18 protein-coding genes are annotated in these 16,327 nt (G+C 69.0%); 4 read left to right on the top strand and 14 right to left on the bottom strand.

Going from position 1 to position 16,327, the window contains the following annotated elements:
• The first annotated feature begins 80 nt into the window (after positions 1 to 80).
• On the top strand, positions 81 to 1,391 hold the full coding sequence (locus tag ACFYWJ_RS00345; RefSeq protein WP_355271592.1) for a D-alanyl-D-alanine carboxypeptidase family protein: 1,311 nt from the start codon (positions 81 to 83) through the stop codon (positions 1,389 to 1,391).
• Position 1,392: 1 nt separating this feature from the next.
• Here ACFYWJ_RS00345 and yhjD read toward each other — a convergent pair whose 3' ends face one another.
• From yhjD to ACFYWJ_RS00360, 3 genes are read right to left on the bottom strand one after another with little or no spacing between them, the layout of a single operon-like run.
• Positions 1,393 to 2,415, bottom strand: coding sequence for an inner membrane protein YhjD (yhjD, locus tag ACFYWJ_RS00350; RefSeq protein WP_355271590.1), 1,023 nt, complete (start codon positions 2,413 to 2,415; stop codon positions 1,393 to 1,395).
• A 42-nt stretch (positions 2,416 to 2,457) separates the two neighbouring features.
• A complete protein-coding gene (trpS, locus tag ACFYWJ_RS00355; protein WP_355271588.1) occupies positions 2,458 to 3,489 on the bottom strand; it encodes a tryptophan--tRNA ligase in 1,032 nt (343 codons plus the stop codon).
• Between the two features lie 22 nt (positions 3,490 to 3,511).
• On the bottom strand, positions 3,512 to 4,456 hold the full coding sequence (locus ACFYWJ_RS00360) for an oxygenase MpaB family protein (protein ID WP_355271586.1): 945 nt from the start codon (positions 4,454 to 4,456) through the stop codon (positions 3,512 to 3,514).
• Positions 4,457 to 4,559: 103 nt separating this feature from the next.
• On the opposite strand from ACFYWJ_RS00360, the gene ACFYWJ_RS00365 reads away from it, so the two are divergent.
• Positions 4,560 to 5,198, top strand: a complete 639-nt coding sequence (locus ACFYWJ_RS00365; protein ID WP_355271584.1) for a TetR/AcrR family transcriptional regulator — start codon at positions 4,560 to 4,562, stop codon at positions 5,196 to 5,198.
• 9 nt (positions 5,199 to 5,207) lie between these two features.
• Here ACFYWJ_RS00365 and ACFYWJ_RS00370 read toward each other — a convergent pair whose 3' ends face one another.
• From ACFYWJ_RS00370 to ACFYWJ_RS00385, 4 genes are all read right to left on the bottom strand, one after another.
• Entirely contained in the window at positions 5,208 to 5,438 is a 231-nt protein-coding gene (locus ACFYWJ_RS00370; RefSeq protein WP_355271583.1) for a hypothetical protein, read from the bottom strand.
• A 94-nt stretch (positions 5,439 to 5,532) separates the two neighbouring features.
• Positions 5,533 to 6,009, bottom strand: a complete 477-nt coding sequence (locus ACFYWJ_RS00375; RefSeq protein ID WP_355271581.1) for a barstar family protein — start codon at positions 6,007 to 6,009, stop codon at positions 5,533 to 5,535.
• On the bottom strand, positions 6,009 to 6,503 hold the full coding sequence (locus ACFYWJ_RS00380; protein WP_355271580.1) for a ribonuclease domain-containing protein: 495 nt from the start codon (positions 6,501 to 6,503) through the stop codon (positions 6,009 to 6,011). The genes ACFYWJ_RS00375 and ACFYWJ_RS00380 overlap by 1 nt, the downstream gene beginning before the upstream one ends.
• Complete coding sequence (locus ACFYWJ_RS00385) at positions 6,500 to 7,279, bottom strand: exodeoxyribonuclease III (RefSeq protein ID WP_355271578.1); 780 nt, start codon at positions 7,277 to 7,279, stop codon at positions 6,500 to 6,502. Before ACFYWJ_RS00385 ends, ACFYWJ_RS00380 begins: the two co-directional genes overlap by 4 nt.
• A 70-nt stretch (positions 7,280 to 7,349) precedes the next feature.
• Between ACFYWJ_RS00385 and ACFYWJ_RS00390 the strand changes: the two genes are divergently transcribed.
• A complete protein-coding gene (locus ACFYWJ_RS00390; protein WP_355271577.1) occupies positions 7,350 to 8,204 on the top strand; it encodes an alpha/beta hydrolase in 855 nt (284 codons plus the stop codon).
• Between the two features lie 51 nt (positions 8,205 to 8,255).
• Here ACFYWJ_RS00390 and ACFYWJ_RS00395 read toward each other — a convergent pair whose 3' ends face one another.
• From ACFYWJ_RS00395 to ACFYWJ_RS00415, 5 genes are read right to left on the bottom strand one after another with little or no spacing between them, the layout of a single operon-like run.
• Positions 8,256 to 9,488, bottom strand: coding sequence for an acyl-CoA dehydrogenase family protein (locus tag ACFYWJ_RS00395; RefSeq protein WP_355271576.1), 1,233 nt, complete (start codon positions 9,486 to 9,488; stop codon positions 8,256 to 8,258).
• Positions 9,489 to 9,503: 15 nt separating this feature from the next.
• Positions 9,504 to 10,385: an SDR family oxidoreductase gene (locus ACFYWJ_RS00400; RefSeq protein ID WP_355271575.1), complete on the bottom strand. Its 882-nt coding sequence runs from the start codon at positions 10,383 to 10,385 to the stop codon at positions 9,504 to 9,506.
• Positions 10,382 to 11,263 (bottom strand): MaoC/PaaZ C-terminal domain-containing protein, encoded by an 882-nt coding sequence (locus ACFYWJ_RS00405; protein WP_355271574.1) that lies wholly within the window; start codon positions 11,261 to 11,263, stop codon positions 10,382 to 10,384. The genes ACFYWJ_RS00400 and ACFYWJ_RS00405 overlap by 4 nt, the downstream gene beginning before the upstream one ends.
• A 10-nt stretch (positions 11,264 to 11,273) precedes the next feature.
• Positions 11,274 to 11,708 carry an SRPBCC family protein gene (locus tag ACFYWJ_RS00410; protein ID WP_355271572.1) on the bottom strand — a complete coding sequence of 145 codons (435 nt, stop codon included), beginning with the start codon at positions 11,706 to 11,708 and terminating at the stop codon, positions 11,274 to 11,276.
• A gap of 20 nt (positions 11,709 to 11,728) precedes the next feature.
• On the bottom strand, positions 11,729 to 12,946 hold the full coding sequence (locus ACFYWJ_RS00415; protein ID WP_355271571.1) for a lipid-transfer protein: 1,218 nt from the start codon (positions 12,944 to 12,946) through the stop codon (positions 11,729 to 11,731).
• Positions 12,947 to 13,138: 192 nt separating this feature from the next.
• Between ACFYWJ_RS00415 and ACFYWJ_RS00420 the strand changes: the two genes are divergently transcribed.
• On the top strand, positions 13,139 to 14,764 hold the full coding sequence (locus tag ACFYWJ_RS00420; protein WP_355271570.1) for a hypothetical protein: 1,626 nt from the start codon (positions 13,139 to 13,141) through the stop codon (positions 14,762 to 14,764).
• Between the two features lie 56 nt (positions 14,765 to 14,820).
• On the opposite strand, the gene ACFYWJ_RS00425 is transcribed toward ACFYWJ_RS00420, so the two are convergent.
• Both ACFYWJ_RS00425 and ACFYWJ_RS00430 read right to left on the bottom strand, forming a co-directional pair.
• On the bottom strand, positions 14,821 to 15,570 hold the full coding sequence (locus tag ACFYWJ_RS00425; protein ID WP_355271568.1) for an SDR family oxidoreductase: 750 nt from the start codon (positions 15,568 to 15,570) through the stop codon (positions 14,821 to 14,823).
• Between the two features lie 100 nt (positions 15,571 to 15,670).
• Positions 15,671 to 16,309, bottom strand: a complete 639-nt coding sequence (locus ACFYWJ_RS00430) for a TetR/AcrR family transcriptional regulator (RefSeq protein WP_355271566.1) — start codon at positions 16,307 to 16,309, stop codon at positions 15,671 to 15,673.
• Between the last annotated feature and the right edge of the window lie 18 nt (positions 16,310 to 16,327).

The raw sequence follows: 16,327 nt of genomic DNA on the forward strand, positions 1-16,327 counted from the left end.
ACTCTCATTTAGTAGATTCTGTCAAGATTTGCGCCCGGCCGCCGCACCCCGCCTCGATCGGCTCGCTACGCTCTGTGGCGATGAAGATCCGCGAACTCGGCGTGCGCGCCGCCAGCACTCTCGGCGCCGCCGCGATCGCCGCCACCCTGGTCTGCGCCCCCGCCGCCACCGCCGTCCCCGGCCCCGACACACCGCCGGGCAACGGCGCGAGCACGACGACGACACCCCCGTTCACCACGCCGAACACCGACAGCTGCCCGCAGAAGACGCAGCCGCCCGCCCCCATCGACACCTCCGAGGTGCCAGCGCCGGGCGAACCGACGCCGAGCGCGCTCCCGGTGCCCGACGCCCCGATCGGCGGCGACCGGATGAGCGAATGCGGCGTCGTGCTGCCCAAGGGCGCGCCTCCGCTGCCCGCCGACATCTCGGCGACCGCGTGGATGGTCTCCGACCTCGACACCGGCCGGGTGCTCGCGGCCAAGGACCCGCACGGGCGCTACCGGCCCGCCAGCACGATCAAGGTGGCGCTGGCGATCGTCGCGCTGCGCACCCTCGACCTGGACAAGGTGGTGACCGGCACCCAGGCCGACGCCGACGTCGACGGCACCAGGGTCGGGATCGGTCCCGGCGGGCAGTACACCAACCGTCAGCTCATGCAGGCGCTGATCATGTGCTCGGGCAACGACGCCGCGCACGCGATCGCCACCCAGCTCGGCGGCGACAAGGCCACTGTCGCGAAGATGAACGACGTGGCGAAGTCGTTGCGCGCGTTGGACACTCGGGCCGCGACCCCGTCCGGCCTGGACGGGCCGGGGATGAGCACCTCGGCCTACGACCTGTCGGTGCTGTTCCGCGAGGCGATGAGCATCCCGCTGTTCGCCGAACTCATCCACACCGAGCAGGCCGATTTCCCCGGCTACCCGGCCGATCCGAAGATCCCCGACGACAAGGACCATCCCGGCTTCCCCATCGCCAACGACAACCAGCTGCTCTACAACTACGCGGGCGCGATCGGCGGCAAGACCGGTTTCACCGACGACGCCAGGCAGACCTTCGTCGCCGCCGCCGAGCGCGACGGGCACCGGCTGGTCGTCACGCTGCTCAAGGCCGATGTGCGCCCGATCCGGCCGTGGGAGCAGGCCGCCCGGCTGCTCGACTACGGTTTCGCCCTCGACGCCGACGCCCGGATCGGCAAGCTACCCGAATCGGGCAGTGCGGCAGTACATCCCAGCGTGCCGCTGGCCACCCCGCCGCCGCGCGCCGACGGGACGCAGGCCCAGCCGCAACAGCAGCCGCATCACGCCGCGAGGGTGGCGACCCTGATCGGCGGGCCGATCGTGGTCATGGTGCTGCTGCTGTGGGCGCGGCGGTCCTACCGGCGCAGGCGCTGACTCAGCGGCGCCTGCCGAACAGCAGCAGCGCCAGCGCGGCGACCGCGCCTGCGCCGAAGTAGGCGGCGCCGGTGCCGGTCGAGATGCTGTGGTCGACCACGCGCGGCCGGATGACGACCGCGTTCGGCGGCGCGATCTCGGCGGCGCGGTCGTTGTCGGACGAGGTCGCCGCCCAGGCGGTGGCGAACAGCAGGATGCGGTAGGTCGTGTAGCTGAACACCATCAGACCGATGATGGAGCCGAAGGTCGCGCCCGCCGGACTCCGCAGCACGATCTGCAGGTAGATGGCGGCGATCTGCTTGAAGATCTCGAAGGCGATCGCCGCCAGCGCCGCCGCGCGCGCCGCGCTGCGCAGTGAGACCGGCTCACGCGGCAGGCGGGCGATCATCCAGGCGAACACCGCCCACGAGGCGAGCAGACCGAGCGCGATCGACACCACCGCGAGCACCACGGTCGCGCCGGGCAGGTGATCGATCCCGAGTGCGGCGAGGACCTGGGCACCGAGCCCGCTCGACGCGATCGCGGACAACCCGAGCGAGACCACGAACGCCAGGCCGAGGCCGACCAGCGCGCCCAGATCCGACAGCTTGCTCCGCCACCACGGACTCTCGGGGCTCTGCACCTCCCACTGCTCGGTCAGCGCCGCGCGCAGATTCGCGATCCAGCCGAGCCCGGTGTACAGGCCGACGAGCAGACCGAGCAGACCGACCGTGCCGCGCGAGCTGATCGCCTGATCGATGAGGTCGTTGATCTGGGTGCCGAAGGACCCGGGGATGTTCTCCACGACGCTGTCCTGGAGCCGGGTGAGCAGCTCGGGCTGCCCGGCCAGGATGAAACCGGCCACCGAGAACGCCACCATCAACAGCGGAAACAGCGACAGCACAGTGAAGTACGTGATGCCCGCGGCGTAGTAGTCACCGCGCTGGCGCTGGAATCGGCCGCCCGCCCTGACCAGATGATCCAGCCAGGGCCTGCGCCCGATCTGCTTCTCGACCGCGGCCGAGATGTTGTCGACGAGCTGCATGGCACGCGCCCCTTCAGCCGAAAGCCGCAGGCGCACACCGGGTCAGCGAGCCAGGAAGCCCACCCGGTCGTACACCTGCGCCAGTGTGTTGCCTGCGATCTCGCGCGCCCGCTCGGCACCCGAGGCGAGGATCCGGTCCAGTTCGGCCTGATCCGACAGGTATTCCTGCACCTTCTGCTGGACGGGGGTGACGAATTCGACCAGCGCGTCGGCCACGTCGGCCTTGAGATCACCGTAGCCCTTGCCCGCGAAATTCTCTTCGAGGGTGACGATCGGGGTTTCGGTGAGCGAGCTCAGGATCACCAGCAGGTTGCTCACGCCCGCCTTGTGCTCGGGGTCGTAGCGGATCTCGCGCTCGGTGTCGGTGACCGCCGACTTGACCTTCTTCGCGGTGATCTTGGGATCGTCGAGCAGGTTGATCAAGCCGGCGTCGGTGCTGGCCGACTTGCTCATCTTCGCGGTCGGATCCTGCAGGTCGAAGATCTTCGCCGTGCCCTTGACGATGTGCGGCTCCGGCACGACGAAGGTCTTCTTGAAGCGGGTGTTGAAGCGCTGGGCCAGGTTTCGGGTCAGCTCCAGGTGCTGGCGCTGATCCTCGCCGACCGGCACCTGGTGCGGGCGATAGAGCAGGATGTCGGCGGCCATCAGCACCGGGTAGGTGAACAGGCCGACGGTCGCGTTGTCCGCGCCCTGCTTGACCGACTTGTCCTTGAACTGGGTCATCCGGCTGGCCTCACCGAAACCGGTGATGCAGCTCAGGACCCAGGACAGCTCGGCGTGCTCGGGCACCTGGCTCTGCACGAACAGCGTCGACTTCTTCGGGTCGATGCCGAGCGCGAGCAGCTGCGCGGCCGCGGCCTTGGTGCGGGCCCGCAGCGCCTTGGGCTCCTGGCTGACGGTGATCGCGTGCATGTCCGGGATGAAGTACAGCGCGTCGTACTCGTCCTGCATGGTCACCCAGTACTGCAGCGCACCCAGGTAGTTGCCGAGGTGGAAGGAGTCGCTGGTGGGCTGGATGCCCGACAGCACCCGCTGCTTGCGTTCGGCCGTCGCGGCCGGGGCAGGACTGGACATGCCCCCGATCTTTCCATGACGCTCAAGCGGTATTTCGCTGCACCCAGTTGCGCGGATCGACGCCGGGCATGCTCGGCTTGCCCGCCTTGACCATTCGCTGTTCGCGACGGGCCAGCAGCTGATAGGAGGGTGTGCTCGGCCCGGCCAGCGCGCCGGCGAGCACCCGGGGCGCCAGCGGCGGGGCGACGTGCGCGGTCCGCAGGCTGCGGCACAGCGTGCGGTAGGCCACCTGATCGGCGATGCCCCACTCGATGCCGTACATGTCCCGGATCCGGGCAGGCAGGCTGCCCTGGACGAGCAGGTACAGCGCCGAGCCGACCTGCTCGGCGGGCGGGCGCAGACGATAGGCCTTGCGGTGGCCCGCCAGATACGAGCCGACCAGATCGGCCTCCTCGGTGAGGAACAGTTCGGCCGAGTTCAGGTAGTCGTCGAAGTAGCGGCGGAAGGCCGGGTAGTCGGCGGGCGCGGCGTCGCGCGGCATGCCGAACAGCTCGCCCCAGCGGACGTAGTCCTGGTAGAGGTCCTCGCGCTCGGTGGCGGTGAGTTCGCGCACCAGCCGGTCGTACATCGCCTCGGCGGAGTCGAAGGTGAAGGCCATGGTCATGAACATCAGGTGCGGATCGTGGGCCGCGTAGGCGGTGCCCGCCGGATAGTGCTCGCCCGCGTCCTCGGGCAGCGTGCCGACCACCTTCTCGTGCTTGCGCCGGGTGAAGGCCAGGGCCCGGTCGGCCTCGGTCTTGCTGCCGAGGAAGACCGCCTCGAACAGCGCGCCGGTGATGGCCAGCCGGGTGTACGGGGTCGCGCGGTGGGCGGTGTGCTCACTGGTGCCGACGAACAGCAGCGGGTGCACCGCGCCGATGACCAGTGCCCGGACGCCGTAGGTCAGCCCCACCGCCCGCTTGCTCATCACCCGTCGGATCATCGAATCGTCGGCGAAATATCCGGGTTCGCCCTGCCGTGCGGCCATGCTGCGCCTCCTCGTCGAGTGCATCTGGCAATAGAATCCACCAGATTTGATAATCTGGCAAGAGTCTCTACCAGAAAACCTTCCCGCGACGGCAGGACGCAGAATGGGAGCTGTGGCAGCACAACGCACCTACGGTGGCGTCTCGGCCGAACAACGACAGGCCCAACGCCGGACCGCCCTCCTCGACGCGGCGCTCGACATCGTCGCCGAAGACGGGCAGGCCAAGCTCACCGTCGCCGGGCTCTGCGCCCGCGCCGGACTCAACGAGCGCTACTACTACGAGAATTTCGAGCATCGCGAGAGCGTGCTGGAGGCCCTGCTGGATCGGATCGCCGAGGAACTGACCGCCGCGATCGTGACGGCGCTGACCACCGCCGCCCCCGACAGCCGGTCCCAGTCGCGCGCCGCGATCGACGCGGGCATCTCGGTACTCATCGACGATCCGCGCAAGGCGAAGGCCGCGCTGATCGCGGGCATGGCGACGCCGGAACTGCGCGCCCGCACGGCCCGTACGGTCCGGGCGTTCTCCCGCCTGGTCGCCGCCGAGGGCTCCGGTTTCTACGGGGTCGAGGTACCGCAGAAGCTCGTCGACTTCCGCGCGATCTACCTCATCGGCGGCTTGACCCAGACCCTCACGACCTGGCTCGCGGGCGATCTCGATCTCACCCGCGAGGAACTGATCGACCAGGTCACCGAGGTCTTCGTCCTCCTCGGTGACGACCTGGCCGAACGCCACCGCTGACGACCTACGTCACCGCGGCGGGCAGAGACCGACGGGCGCGGTGCAGGGTTCCGACGATCCGTTGGCCAGCCAGAGGATGGCCTGATTGATCGTCACCACCAGCTCGGGCGACAGCACCGACGACCCGCTGTCGGCGATGGGCTGGGACGCGCGGCTCGGCTGCGCGTCGGCCGTGGCCGGACCCGCCGCGGTGGTCAGGAACGCGGCGAGGATGCTCGCGCTCACCAGAACTCGCTTCATCGTGTTCTCCTCATCGGCGGCCTCGGCAGCCGCTCGGCGAGAACGCTAAGCGGACCGGCACGGTGGTGGCAGCCGCCAATTCCGGTGGCACGGATCAGTCGGTCAGCGCCACCGCGCCGAAGGTGTCCGGTTCGCCCTGGAGGACGACGCGGAAGACGACGTCGCGGCGCGACCAGTAGGCGGCGCAGTCGCGCATGGCGCTGTCGAACCAGGCGCGCTCGGTGGGGTCGTCGGCGAGCAGGTCGGCGGCGGTGCGCACCACGACGACGTAGCCGGGCGCGTCGCCGACGAAATCGTCGAGGTCACGGAGGCATTCGTCGAAGGCGTCCTTGTTCGCGCCGAAGTAGTACGGGAACTGGAAGGCCGCGGCGAACTCGTCGAAGAGCTCGGCGGTGGTGCGCATCTTGGGGCCGCGCAGTTCGCGCACGCGGTAGTCCGCTGGCGCGTCGTAGCGCACGCCGCTGAACGCGGCGGGGTCGACGGGCAGGGCGCCGAGCACCGGTCGCGGGGCGGCGGGCGCCTCGAGGGTGGGACGAGCAAGGAACTGCGACAGCGTCATTCGCGTCGTCATCAGCGCATCCTCGTGAAGGTCTCGTAGTGGTCGCCGGTGTACCAGGCGGTGCCGTCGCTGCCGGTGACGATGCGTTCGGCGTCCCGGCCCCGGTTGCGCTGCTTGGGGTTGACGTCCCACTCCTGGTAAACCACTGCTTTCCCCGCCGAATCCTTAGGCGGCAGTTTGGTTCCCCGGTTCATCCACTGCTCACCGCCCTTGGTGCCGGGCGCGTTCGCCGAATCCGGCCAGCGGCCCGCGTCGATCTCCACGAGCGTGACGTAGGCCCGATCGGGCACGCCCGCCGCCTTGGTGACCGGCGCCGCACTGGCACTGCCCGCGGGCGGGCCGGGTTTCGGCGCGGCCTTGGTGGTGGTGATCCCGGCGGCCGCGCGGGTGCTGGTGGCCGCGGTGGTGTCGTTGCCGCCGCGCCCGGTGAGCAGCGTGAAGCCCACCGCGAGCACGATGAGGATGAGCCCGCCGAGCAGGCCGAGGGTCTTGCGCGAGAGATTCACCGGTACTGCACCGTCACCGGAGCGTGGTCGGACCAGCGCTGATCGTAGGCGTCGGCGCGCTCGACGACGGCCTGCTTGGCGCGCCCCGGCAGCTCGCCGAGGGCCAGCTGGTAATCGATGCGCCAGCCGGAGTCGTTGTCGAAGGCACGGCCGCGGTAGGACCACCAGCTGTACGGGCCCGCGACGCCGGGGTGCAGCGCGCGCACCACGTCGACGTAGCCCGCCGCCAGCAGGTCGGCGATCCAGGCGCGCTCCTCGGGCAGGAAGCCCGCCGACTTCTGGTTGCCCTTCCAGTTCTTCAGGTCGACCTCGGCGGGCGCGATGTTCCAGTCACCGCTGACCACGAAATCGCCGGTGCGCGCCTTCAGGTACGCGCCGAACTCGGCCATGAACCGGTACTTCTCGTCCTGCTTGGGGGTGTTCTCCTCCCCCGAGTGCACATACACGCTGGCCACGGTGACCTCGCCGAAGTCGGCCTCGAGATAGCGCCCCGACTCGGCGAACTCGCTGCTGCCGAAGCCGATCCGCACCGCGTCGGGCGTCCGGCGCGACAGGATGCCGACCCCGGCGCGCCCCTTCGACTCCGGTTCGGCGTGCGAGAGCACCCACCCCGCGTCGAGCGCGGGCGCCAGCGCGGCGGCGACCTGGGCATCGGTCGCCCTGGTCTCCTGCAAGCACACGATGTCGGCCTCGGTCGCGGCGAGCCAGGGCAGCATGCCCTTGGTCGCCGCGGCGCGCACGCCGTTGACGTTCACTGTTGAAAGGATGAGAGCCACCGGTCGACCGTACAATGACAGGTCAGGAATGCTCCCCCGGACACCGTCGTCCAGGAAGGGGTGATTGACGATGACGTCACGCACCGCCAAGTCCACTGCCCGGCCGTCGCCCGTCGCGGCGCTGCATCTCGGGTCCGGTGACCCGGTTCTGCTGTTGCACGGGTTCATGTTGTCGCCGCACTGCTGGGAGCAGGTGGCGCGGCGGATGTCGGCCCACTGTGAGGTGTACGCGCCCGCGTTCGCCGGGCACTGGGGCGGGCCGAAGGTCGAGGGCTGGTCGCTGGATGTGTACGCGCTGGCCGATCAGATCGAAGATCAGCTCGACGAACTGGGCTGGCGGACCTGCCATATCGCGGGGAACTCGCTGGGCGGCTGGGTCGGTTTGGAGCTGGCGCGGCGCGGGCGGGCCCGCACGCTCACCGCGATCGCGCCGGCGGGCGGCTGGAGTACGCCCTCGTTCACCCAGCTGCGGGTCGGCGCGAAGTTCGCCTCGATGGTCCCGTTCGTCGAGGTCGGCAAGCGGCTCGGCGGCCTGGTGATCAACAACCCGGTGGTGCAGCAGGTCGCCGCGCTGATGCTGAGCAAGCACACCGGCGCGGTGGCCCGGCGCGACCTCGCGACGATCATCGCGGCCGTCCTGCACTGCGACGCGATCATCCCGATGCTGCTCGGCGGCCTGCGCGCGCCCGCGATGGACGACCTGAACGAGCTGTCCACCCCGGTCCGCATGCTGCTCGCCGAGTACGACCGGATCATCCCCAACCACGTCTACGCCACCCGCTACCTGCGCGAACTCCCCGAATCCGCGGACCGCATCCTGGTCAACGGCGTGGGTCATGTGCCGATGCTGGAGGCACCGGACCGGATCGCCACCCTGATCGCCGAGCACATCTACGCCAGCCGCGGTCACCTGCGCGCGGTCTGAACACCCGCGAACCCGGCCGCGCGACACGCGCGCGGCCGGGTTCGTCTTCGCCTACTTGCCGAGCAGACCCTTGGCGATGTGGGTCACCTGGATCTCGTTGCTGCCCGCGTAGATCATCAGCGACTTCGCGTCGCGCGCCAGCTGCTCCACCCGGTACTCGCTCATGTACCCGTTGCCCCCGAACAGCTGCACCGCCTCCATCGCGACCTCGGTGGCCGCCTCGGAGCAGTAGAGCTTCATCGCCGACGCCTCGGCCAGGCTCGGCGGCTTGCCCGCCTTGCCCCGCTCGAGCACGTTGAACACCATGTTCTGCACATTGATCCGGGCGACCTCCATCTTGGCCAGCTTGAGCTGGATCAGCTGGAACCTGCCGATCTCCTGTCCCCACAGCGTGCGGGTGCGCGCGTAGTCGACGCAGAGCCGATGGCATTCCTCGATGATGCCCAGCGCCATGAAGCCGACGCCGATCCGCTCGGCGGTGAAACTGGCTCTGGCGCTGTCGCGGCCGTCGCCGCCGCGATGGTCCTCGGTCTCGCCGAGCAGCCGGTCGCGGCCGAGCCGGACATTGTCGAAGAACAGTTCCCCGGTGGGCGAGGAGTGCAGGCCCATCTTCTTGAACGGCTTGCCCTGGGTGAGTCCTTCCATGCCCTTGTCCAGCACGAAGGTCAGCACCTTGCGGTCGCGCTTGTCGGCGCCGTCGCCCTCGTCGAGCTTGGCGTAGACGATCATCACGTCGGCGCACGGGCCGTTGGTGATGAAGGTCTTCTGGCCGTTGAGGATGTAGTCCTCGCCGTCGCGCTCGACCCGGGTCTTCATGCCGCCGAACGCATCCGAGCCGGAATCGGGCTCGGTGATCGCCCAGGACGCCACCTTGCGCAGGGTGACGATGTCGGCGAGCCAGCGCTCCTTCTGCGCCAGGGTGCCCCGCGACATGATGGTGGTGGCGCCCAGCCCGATGCTGACACCCAGCGCGGACACCAATCCCATACAGACCCCGGACAGTTCGCTGATCAGCACCGCCATCATCGACTGCTGCCCGGCGAACGGGGACCCACCGCCACCGCCGGACTTCTCGCCGGGACCGGCCGCCTCCTTGGCCAGCATCTTGGTGACCGCGTCCTCGCCCATGGCGTCGATCCCGAACTGGCTGAACAGTTTCCGCAGGATCGGGTAGGGCAGCAGCTCACCGCTGTCGAGGGCGTCCAGATGCGGACGGACCTCCTTGTCGATGAAGGTCCGCACGGCGTCGCGGATCATCAGATCGGTTTCGGACCATTCGATCATCGTCGTCTCCCGCGCTCAGGGCAGCCGCACGGCGATGTCGTCGATCGCCCACGGCCCTTCGGTCTCGATCGTCTTCACATCGTGCCAGCCGGCCAGCTCCGAGATGGCGCCTCCTTGCACGGCGAACACCTTGCCGGTGATCGGGCACTTGTCCGAGGCCAGATAGGCGACCAGCGGCGAGATATTGGCCGGGCTGAACGCGTCGAACCCGCCGGATTCCTCGGCCGCGGCGGCCTCGGCGGCGAACATCGCGCCCATGCCCGGCGTGGCCAGGGTGAGCCGGGTGCGGGCGATCGGCGCGATCGCGTTGACCCGCACGCCGTAGCGGCCCAGCTCCTCGGCGGCGACCTGGGTGAGGGCGGCGATGCCCGCCTTGGCCGCGCCGTAGTTGGCCTGGCCCGCGTTGGGCAGCGTGACGCCCGAGGCCGACGCGGTGTTCACCACGGCGGCGTTGGGCTGGTTGCCCGCTTTGCTCTGCGCCTTCCAGTAGGCGGCGGCGTGGTGCAGCACGGCGGCATGACCCTTGAGGTGCACCGCGATCACCGCGTCCCACTGGGCCTCGTCCATCGCGGCGACGAAGACATCACGCAGGATGCCCGCGTTGTTGATGACGATGTCGAGTCCGCCGAGCTCACCGACCGCCTGGGCGATCAGGTTCCGCGCGCCGTCCCACGACGCGACATTGTCGGTATTGGCGACGGCGACACCACCCGCCGCGACGATCTCGTCGACGACCTGCTGCGCCGGCCCGGAGTCGGCGCCCTCGCCGGTATTGCTGCCGCCGAGATCGTTGACCACGACCTTCGCGCCCTCGCGCGCGAACAGCAGCGCGTGCTCGCGGCCGATGCCGCGGCCCGCGCCGGTGATCACGGCGACCTTGCCCGCCAGGGAACTCATGACTGACTCCTTATCTCGGCGAGGCCGTCACTGAGGACGACGTCCTCGCCGCGCACTGTCTCGAAGGCGTAGGTGGTGATGCCGTCGGCGCTGGTCACCGGCCAGATCCGGGTCCGCAGGTCGTCACCGGGGAAGACGAGCTTGGCGAAGCGCACCGCGAAGCGCCGCAGCCGGTGCACATCCGAGCCCGCCGTCGCGGTGAGCACGCCCCAGGACGCCATCGCCATGGTGCACAGCCCGTGCGCGATGATGCCGGGCAATCCGGCGTCCTTGGCGACCTGCTCGTCCAGGTGCAGCGGCACCGGATCGCCCGAGGCGGGCGAGTACCGGAAGGTCTGGTCGTCGTCGACGTGATGCTCGACGACCGCGAACGGCGCACTCGCGCGCAGGCTTTCGTCGAAGCGATGCGCCGGCGCCTGTTCCCCTACCGACTTGCCCGCGTCGATATTGCGGAAGAAGGCGGTGAGGTACTGCTCGTTCACCAGTTCGCCCGCGGTGTCCCGGCATTCGACCAGGATGGTGATGGTCGTCCCGGTCGACTTGCTGGTGTAGCCGACCGCCTTGGCCCGCGACACCAGCTGCTCGCCGGGCCGGATCGGCCGGTGGAAGTGGAAGTCCTGCTCGCCGTGCACGACCCGGCCGAAGATGTCCATCGGCGCCACGTCGATGACCGGCATCATCATGGCCTCGAACACCGGGACGATGGCGAAGACCGGCGGTGCGACGCTGCCGTCACGGTGCGCCGCGATCGGGTCGTTGGTCGCGGCCGCGTAGTCCGCGATCCGGTCCGCGGTGACCGCGAATTCCTCGGCGTCACTCCATTTTTCCAGGCCGGCGTCGTCGAACTCGACGATGCGGCCGGATGCGTGCGCTGTCATTCGAAGCCCCCTACGCCGAGGCCAGCGCGTCGAGCTGGTCGAGAGATTTGTCCAGCTGGGTGCGGCCGTCCTTCTCCACCGCCTTGCCCAGCGCGCCCTTGATCAGCGCGCCTTCGAAGTCGCCGGAGACCAGGATGGTGCTGCCCGCTCCCGACGGCTGGATGTCGAAGGTGAATTCGGTACGGACACCGGCCATTCCGGCGCCGGTGAGGGTCAGCCGGTTCGGCACCTCGACCGCCTTGACCGTCCATTCCATCTTGTTGGCCATGCCGAGCATGACGATCTTGGCGACCAGCGCGGCGCCCTCGGCCAGCACGGCGGGCGGTTCCTCCATGAACTTCTCGTGGATGGTGAACCACTTGTCCCAGGTCTGCGGGTCGGAGACGACCGCCCACAGCGCTTCCGGGGTGGCGGTGACGGTCTTGGTGGCTTCGATGTGTCCCATTGCGGTACTCCTCGTGCTGGTCAGCGCACCGCGCGCTGGTAGGCGGTGACCACGGCGGCGCCGCCGAGGCCGATGTTGTGCTGCAGGGCGGCGGTGACGTCGCCGACCTGGCGTTTGCCCGCGGTGCCGCGCAGCTGCCAGGTGAGCTCGGAGCACTGGGCCAGGCCGGTCGCGCCGAGCGGGTGCCCCTTGGAGATCAGGCCGCCGGAGGGGTTCACCACCCACTTGCCGCCGTAGGTGGTCTGACCCGCGTCGATCAGCTTCCCGGCCTCGCCCTCGCCGCAGAGTCCGAGCGCCTCGTAGAGCAGCAGCTCGTTGGCGGAGAAGCAGTCGTGCAGCTCGATCACCTGGAAGTCGTCGGCGCCCAGGCCCGCCTGCTCGTAGACCTTCCGCGCGGCGGCGACATTCATGTCGTAGCCGATGAGGTTCTTGGCGGTGCCGTCGAAGGTCGAGGCGTAGTCGGTGGTCATCGCCTGCCCGACGATCTCGACCGCGCGCTCCGACAGATCGTGCCGGTCGACGAAGTCCTCGCTCGCCAGGATCGCCGCACCGGAACCGTCCGAGGTCGGCGAGCACTGGAGCTTGGTGAGCGGGTCGTAGATCATCCGCGAGGCCAGGATGTCGTCGAGCGAATACTCGTCCTGGAACTGCGAATACGGGTTGTTGACCGAGTGCTTGTGGTTCTTGTGGCCGATCTTGGCGAAGTGCTCGGCGGTGGTGCCGTAGCGCTTCATGTGCTCGCGCCCGGCCGCGCCGAACATCCACGGCGCCACCGGGAACAGCACCTCGGAGATCTCCGCCAGCGCCAGCACGTGCTTGGCCATCGGCTGTTCGCGGTCGTCCCAGGTGGAGCCGAGTGAACCGGGCTGCATCTTCTCGAAGCCCAGCGCCAGCGTGCACTCGGCCAGCCCGCCCCGGATCGCCTGCGCCGCCAGGTAGAGCGCGGTGGAGCCGGTCGAACAGTTGTTGTTGACATTGACCACCGGGATGCCGGTCATCCCGAGCTCGTAGACCGCGCGCTGCCCGGAGGTCGACTCGCCGTAGACGTAGCCGACGTAGGCCTGCTCGACCTCGCGGTAGTCGATGCCCGCGTCGGCCAGGGCCATGGTGCCCGACTCCCGCGCCATGTCCGGATAGTCCCAGGCCCGGGTGGTTCCGTCGGCCTCCTCGACCAGCTTGCGGCCCGGCTTCTCGAACTTCGTCATCCCTACGCCGACCACATAGACCTTGTTCGTCATCGAACTCCCATCCTCAGGCTTGCGCACAAACATACAGCTCTGCATGTATCTTCACAACGGTTTCCGTGACCCCGGTCACCATCCGCCCGCGTAACAGCGGCGTAACGGTTCGGAAAATTGGTGTCTACATCCATCGAGCACCGTCGGTGAGCCGCCGAATTCGACGGCCGCGTGGATGAGGGAGAGGGAAAAATGGCCGGAGCGGACACCGCTGCCAAAGAAACACTCGAGGACTACACGCTGCGTTTCGCCCCGCGGAGCTACCGCAAATGGAGCCCGGCGGTGGTCGGCATCTCCGCTCTCGGCGGCATCGCCTATCTCGCCGATTTCGCGATCGGCGCCAATATCGGCATCGCGCACGGCACCGGAAACGCGCTGATCGGCATCGGTATCTTCGCCGTCGTCGTGATGCTGACCGGATTTCCGCTCGCCTATTACGCGGCGCGCTACAACATCGATCTGGATTTGATCACGCGCGGTAGCGGATTCGGCTACTACGGCTCGGTGATCACCAATATCGTGTTCGCCTCGTTCACCTTCATCTTCTTCGCGCTGGAAGGGTCGATCATGGCCCAGGGCCTGGAATTGGGCCTCGGAATTCCGCTCTGGATGGGCTATCTGGCGTCGACGGTGATCATCTTCCCGCTGGTCATCTACGGCATGAACACCCTGGCCAAGCTGCAGGTGTGGACCACGCCGCTGTGGCTGCTGCTGATGGTGGCGCCGTTCGGCTTCCTGCTGGTGCGCCACCCCGATTCGGTGGGCTCGTTCTTCGCCTACGGCGGCGAGAACGGGGGCGGCGTGAGCGTGTCCGGCGCGCTGCTGGCCGCGGGCGTCTGCCTGTCGCTGATCGCCCAGATCGCCGAGCAGATCGACTACCTGCGGTTCATGCCGCCGCGCACGCCGGAGAACCGGGCCAAGTGGTGGGGCTGGATGCTGCTCGCGGGTCCGGGCTGGGTGCTCTTCGGCGCGGCCAAGCAGGTCGTCGGCCTGTTCCTCGCGGTCTACCTGATCGCCAATCTGCCTGCCGCGCAGGGGATCGCGAACCAGCCGGTGCACCAGTTCCTGGAGATCTACCGCGATATGGTGCCGGGCTGGCTGGCCATGACGCTGGCGGTGGTGCTGGTGGTCATCAGCCAGATCAAGATCAATGTCACCAACGCGTACTCCGGCTCGCTGGCCTGGACCAACTCCTACACCCGGGTGACCAAGACCTACCCCGGTCGCCTGGTGTTCCTGGTGGTGAACCTCGGTGTGGCGCTGGTGCTGATGGAAGCGAACATGTTCGACTTCCTCAACAACATCCTGGGCTTCTACGCCAACTGCGGCATCGCCTGGATCGTCACCGTGGCCACCGACATCGCGGTGAACAAGTACCTGCTGAAGATCTCGCCGAAGGTGCCGGAGTTCCGGCGCGGCATGCTCTACGACTTCAACCCGGTCGGCCTGGTCGGCTTCGGCCTGTCCGCGGTGCTGTCGATCATGACCTTCTTCGGCCTCTTCGGTGAGCTGCTGAAGCCGTACTCGCCGCTGGTCGCGGTGCTGGTGGCCTTCGTGGCGACGCCGCTCACCGCGATCGCCACCAAGGGCAAGTACTACCTGCGCCGCGCCGACGACGGCATCGAGCTGCCGATGTTCGACGAGCACGGCAACCCGTCGGGCGACCTGCTGCCGTGCCACGTCACCGGCATGGAGTTCGAGCGTCCGGACATGATCGCCTCGGCGATCCCCGGCCCCGAGGGCGAGATCCAGTACATCAGCTCGCTGGCCCTGTCCACCGACCGCGAGGGCAAGCACCTACTGCCCCGCCAGCACTGAGCGAACGAAGGCCGTGCCGGGCGAACATCTTTCGCCCGGCACGGCCTTCGTCGTGCTCAGAGCAGCTTGCGGACCACCGGGAGCGGCAGGGTGCGCAGGGCGAAGGCGATGGGAATCCAGGGCCAGTCGGGGACGTAGGCCTTGGCGCGGCGCTTCTCGATGGCGGCGACCATGGCGCGGACGCCGGTCGCGGTGTCCACCATGAACTTCGGGGCGTGCTTGATGCGGTCGTTCATCTCCGAGCGGATGTAGCCGGGGTAGATCACCGAGATGTCCACGCCGGGGACGGCTTCGGCGCGCAGGCCCTCGGCCAGGGCCGCGACGCCCGCCTTGGTGGCGGCGTAGGTGGTCAGGGTCTTGGGCATGCCGCGCAGGCCGGAGATCGAGGAGATCATCACCAGGTGGCCGCGGCCCTGGGCGCGGAAGATCGCCATCGCGGCCTCGGTCTGGGCCAGCGCGGCGAGGAAGTTCACCACGGCGGTCTCGCGGTTGGCGGCGTGCTTGCCGGTGCCCAGCGGCGCGCCCTTGCCGAGTCCCGCGTTGACGACGACGCGGTCGATCGCGCCGAATTCCGCGGCGAACTCGTCGAAGACAGTGAACACGGCGGCGTCGTCGGTGACGTCGAGCCGCTTCACCGAGACGGCGCGGTCGGGATGCGCGGCCAGGATCTCGGCGCGCAATTCGTCGAGACGTTCGGTGCGCCGGGCACACAGGCCCAGGTCGTAGCCGAGGGCCGCGAACTGGCGGGCCATCTCCGCGCCGAGGCCGGAGCTGGCGCCGGTGATCACGATGGTGCCCCGGCTCACGACGCTACCGCCGGTGCCCACAGGGGCTCGATGTGCGATTCCATGCGCTCACGCTAGTCATCCGGTGCCCGTCGACGGAACCTCTCGCCGTGCCCCGGGATCAGCGGGAATCGGCGGCGATCACGGCGGCCGCCGCCGCGCGCAGGTCGACCATGGCGCGACGCCAGCGGCGGTGTGCGCGTTCCGGGTCGGGGACGACGAAATTGGCGACGAGGATGCCGCGCAGCGCGTCCATCGCCGTGTAGGCGAAATCGCGGGCGCCCTTGCGGCGCAGGTCGTCCGGGATCACCTCCGCGACCGCCCGCAGCACCGCGGCGTTGACCAGCGGTTCGACCTCTTCCATCGCCGCGGCCAGCACCGGATCGGTCCGGCCCGCCACCCACAGTTCCACCGTCGCGATGAACAGCGGGCCCTGATGCAGGTCCCACAGGAACTCGAGGGCGGCGCCGACCGGGTCGTCGCCCACCCTGACCTGTGCCATCTCGCTCATGGCCGCGGCCACCCGGAGCTCGGCCAGGTGCTTGATCGCGGCGACGACCAGGTCGTGCTTGGAGCCGAAGTGGTGCACCTGCGCGCCCCTGGTGACGCCGGCGCGCTCGGCGACCCGGGGCGTGGTGGTGCCCGCGTAGCCGTACTCGACCAGGCAGTCGATGGTCGCGTCGAGCAGGCGGACACGCATCTCGGTGCTGCGCTGCTCCTGCGTCCGGCGCGGCGGCTTGTCGGCTGCGGTGCTGGTCATCGGCCGATCCTACCGCTT

Source organism: Nocardia sp. NPDC003269, from assembly GCF_042888005.1.
In the GTDB taxonomy this organism is placed as follows: domain Bacteria; phylum Actinomycetota; class Actinomycetes; order Mycobacteriales; family Mycobacteriaceae; genus Nocardia.

Excerpts from the sequence above, each read along its gene's own strand:
- ACFYWJ_RS00345 (WP_355271592.1), top strand. The coding sequence starts at position 81 with ATGAAGATCCGCGAACTCGGCGTGCGCGCCGCCAGCACTCTCGGCGCC.
- yhjD (WP_355271590.1), bottom strand. The coding sequence starts at position 2,415 with ATGCAGCTCGTCGACAACATCTCGGCCGCGGTCGAGAAGCAGATCGGG.
- trpS (WP_355271588.1), bottom strand. The coding sequence starts at position 3,489 with ATGTCCAGTCCTGCCCCGGCCGCGACGGCCGAACGCAAGCAGCGGGTG.
- ACFYWJ_RS00360 (WP_355271586.1), bottom strand. The coding sequence starts at position 4,456 with ATGGCCGCACGGCAGGGCGAACCCGGATATTTCGCCGACGATTCGATG.
- ACFYWJ_RS00365 (WP_355271584.1), top strand. The coding sequence starts at position 4,560 with ATGGGAGCTGTGGCAGCACAACGCACCTACGGTGGCGTCTCGGCCGAA.
- ACFYWJ_RS00370 (WP_355271583.1), bottom strand. The coding sequence starts at position 5,438 with ATGAAGCGAGTTCTGGTGAGCGCGAGCATCCTCGCCGCGTTCCTGACC.
- ACFYWJ_RS00375 (WP_355271581.1), bottom strand. The coding sequence starts at position 6,009 with ATGACGACGCGAATGACGCTGTCGCAGTTCCTTGCTCGTCCCACCCTC.
- ACFYWJ_RS00390 (WP_355271577.1), top strand. The coding sequence starts at position 7,350 with ATGACGTCACGCACCGCCAAGTCCACTGCCCGGCCGTCGCCCGTCGCG.
- ACFYWJ_RS00395 (WP_355271576.1), bottom strand. The coding sequence starts at position 9,488 with ATGATCGAATGGTCCGAAACCGATCTGATGATCCGCGACGCCGTGCGG.
- ACFYWJ_RS00400 (WP_355271575.1), bottom strand. The coding sequence starts at position 10,385 with ATGAGTTCCCTGGCGGGCAAGGTCGCCGTGATCACCGGCGCGGGCCGC.
- ACFYWJ_RS00405 (WP_355271574.1), bottom strand. The coding sequence starts at position 11,263 with ATGACAGCGCACGCATCCGGCCGCATCGTCGAGTTCGACGACGCCGGC.
- ACFYWJ_RS00410 (WP_355271572.1), bottom strand. The coding sequence starts at position 11,708 with ATGGGACACATCGAAGCCACCAAGACCGTCACCGCCACCCCGGAAGCG.
- ACFYWJ_RS00415 (WP_355271571.1), bottom strand. The coding sequence starts at position 12,946 with ATGACGAACAAGGTCTATGTGGTCGGCGTAGGGATGACGAAGTTCGAG.
- ACFYWJ_RS00420 (WP_355271570.1), top strand. The coding sequence starts at position 13,139 with ATGGCCGGAGCGGACACCGCTGCCAAAGAAACACTCGAGGACTACACG.
- ACFYWJ_RS00430 (WP_355271566.1), bottom strand. The coding sequence starts at position 16,309 with ATGACCAGCACCGCAGCCGACAAGCCGCCGCGCCGGACGCAGGAGCAG.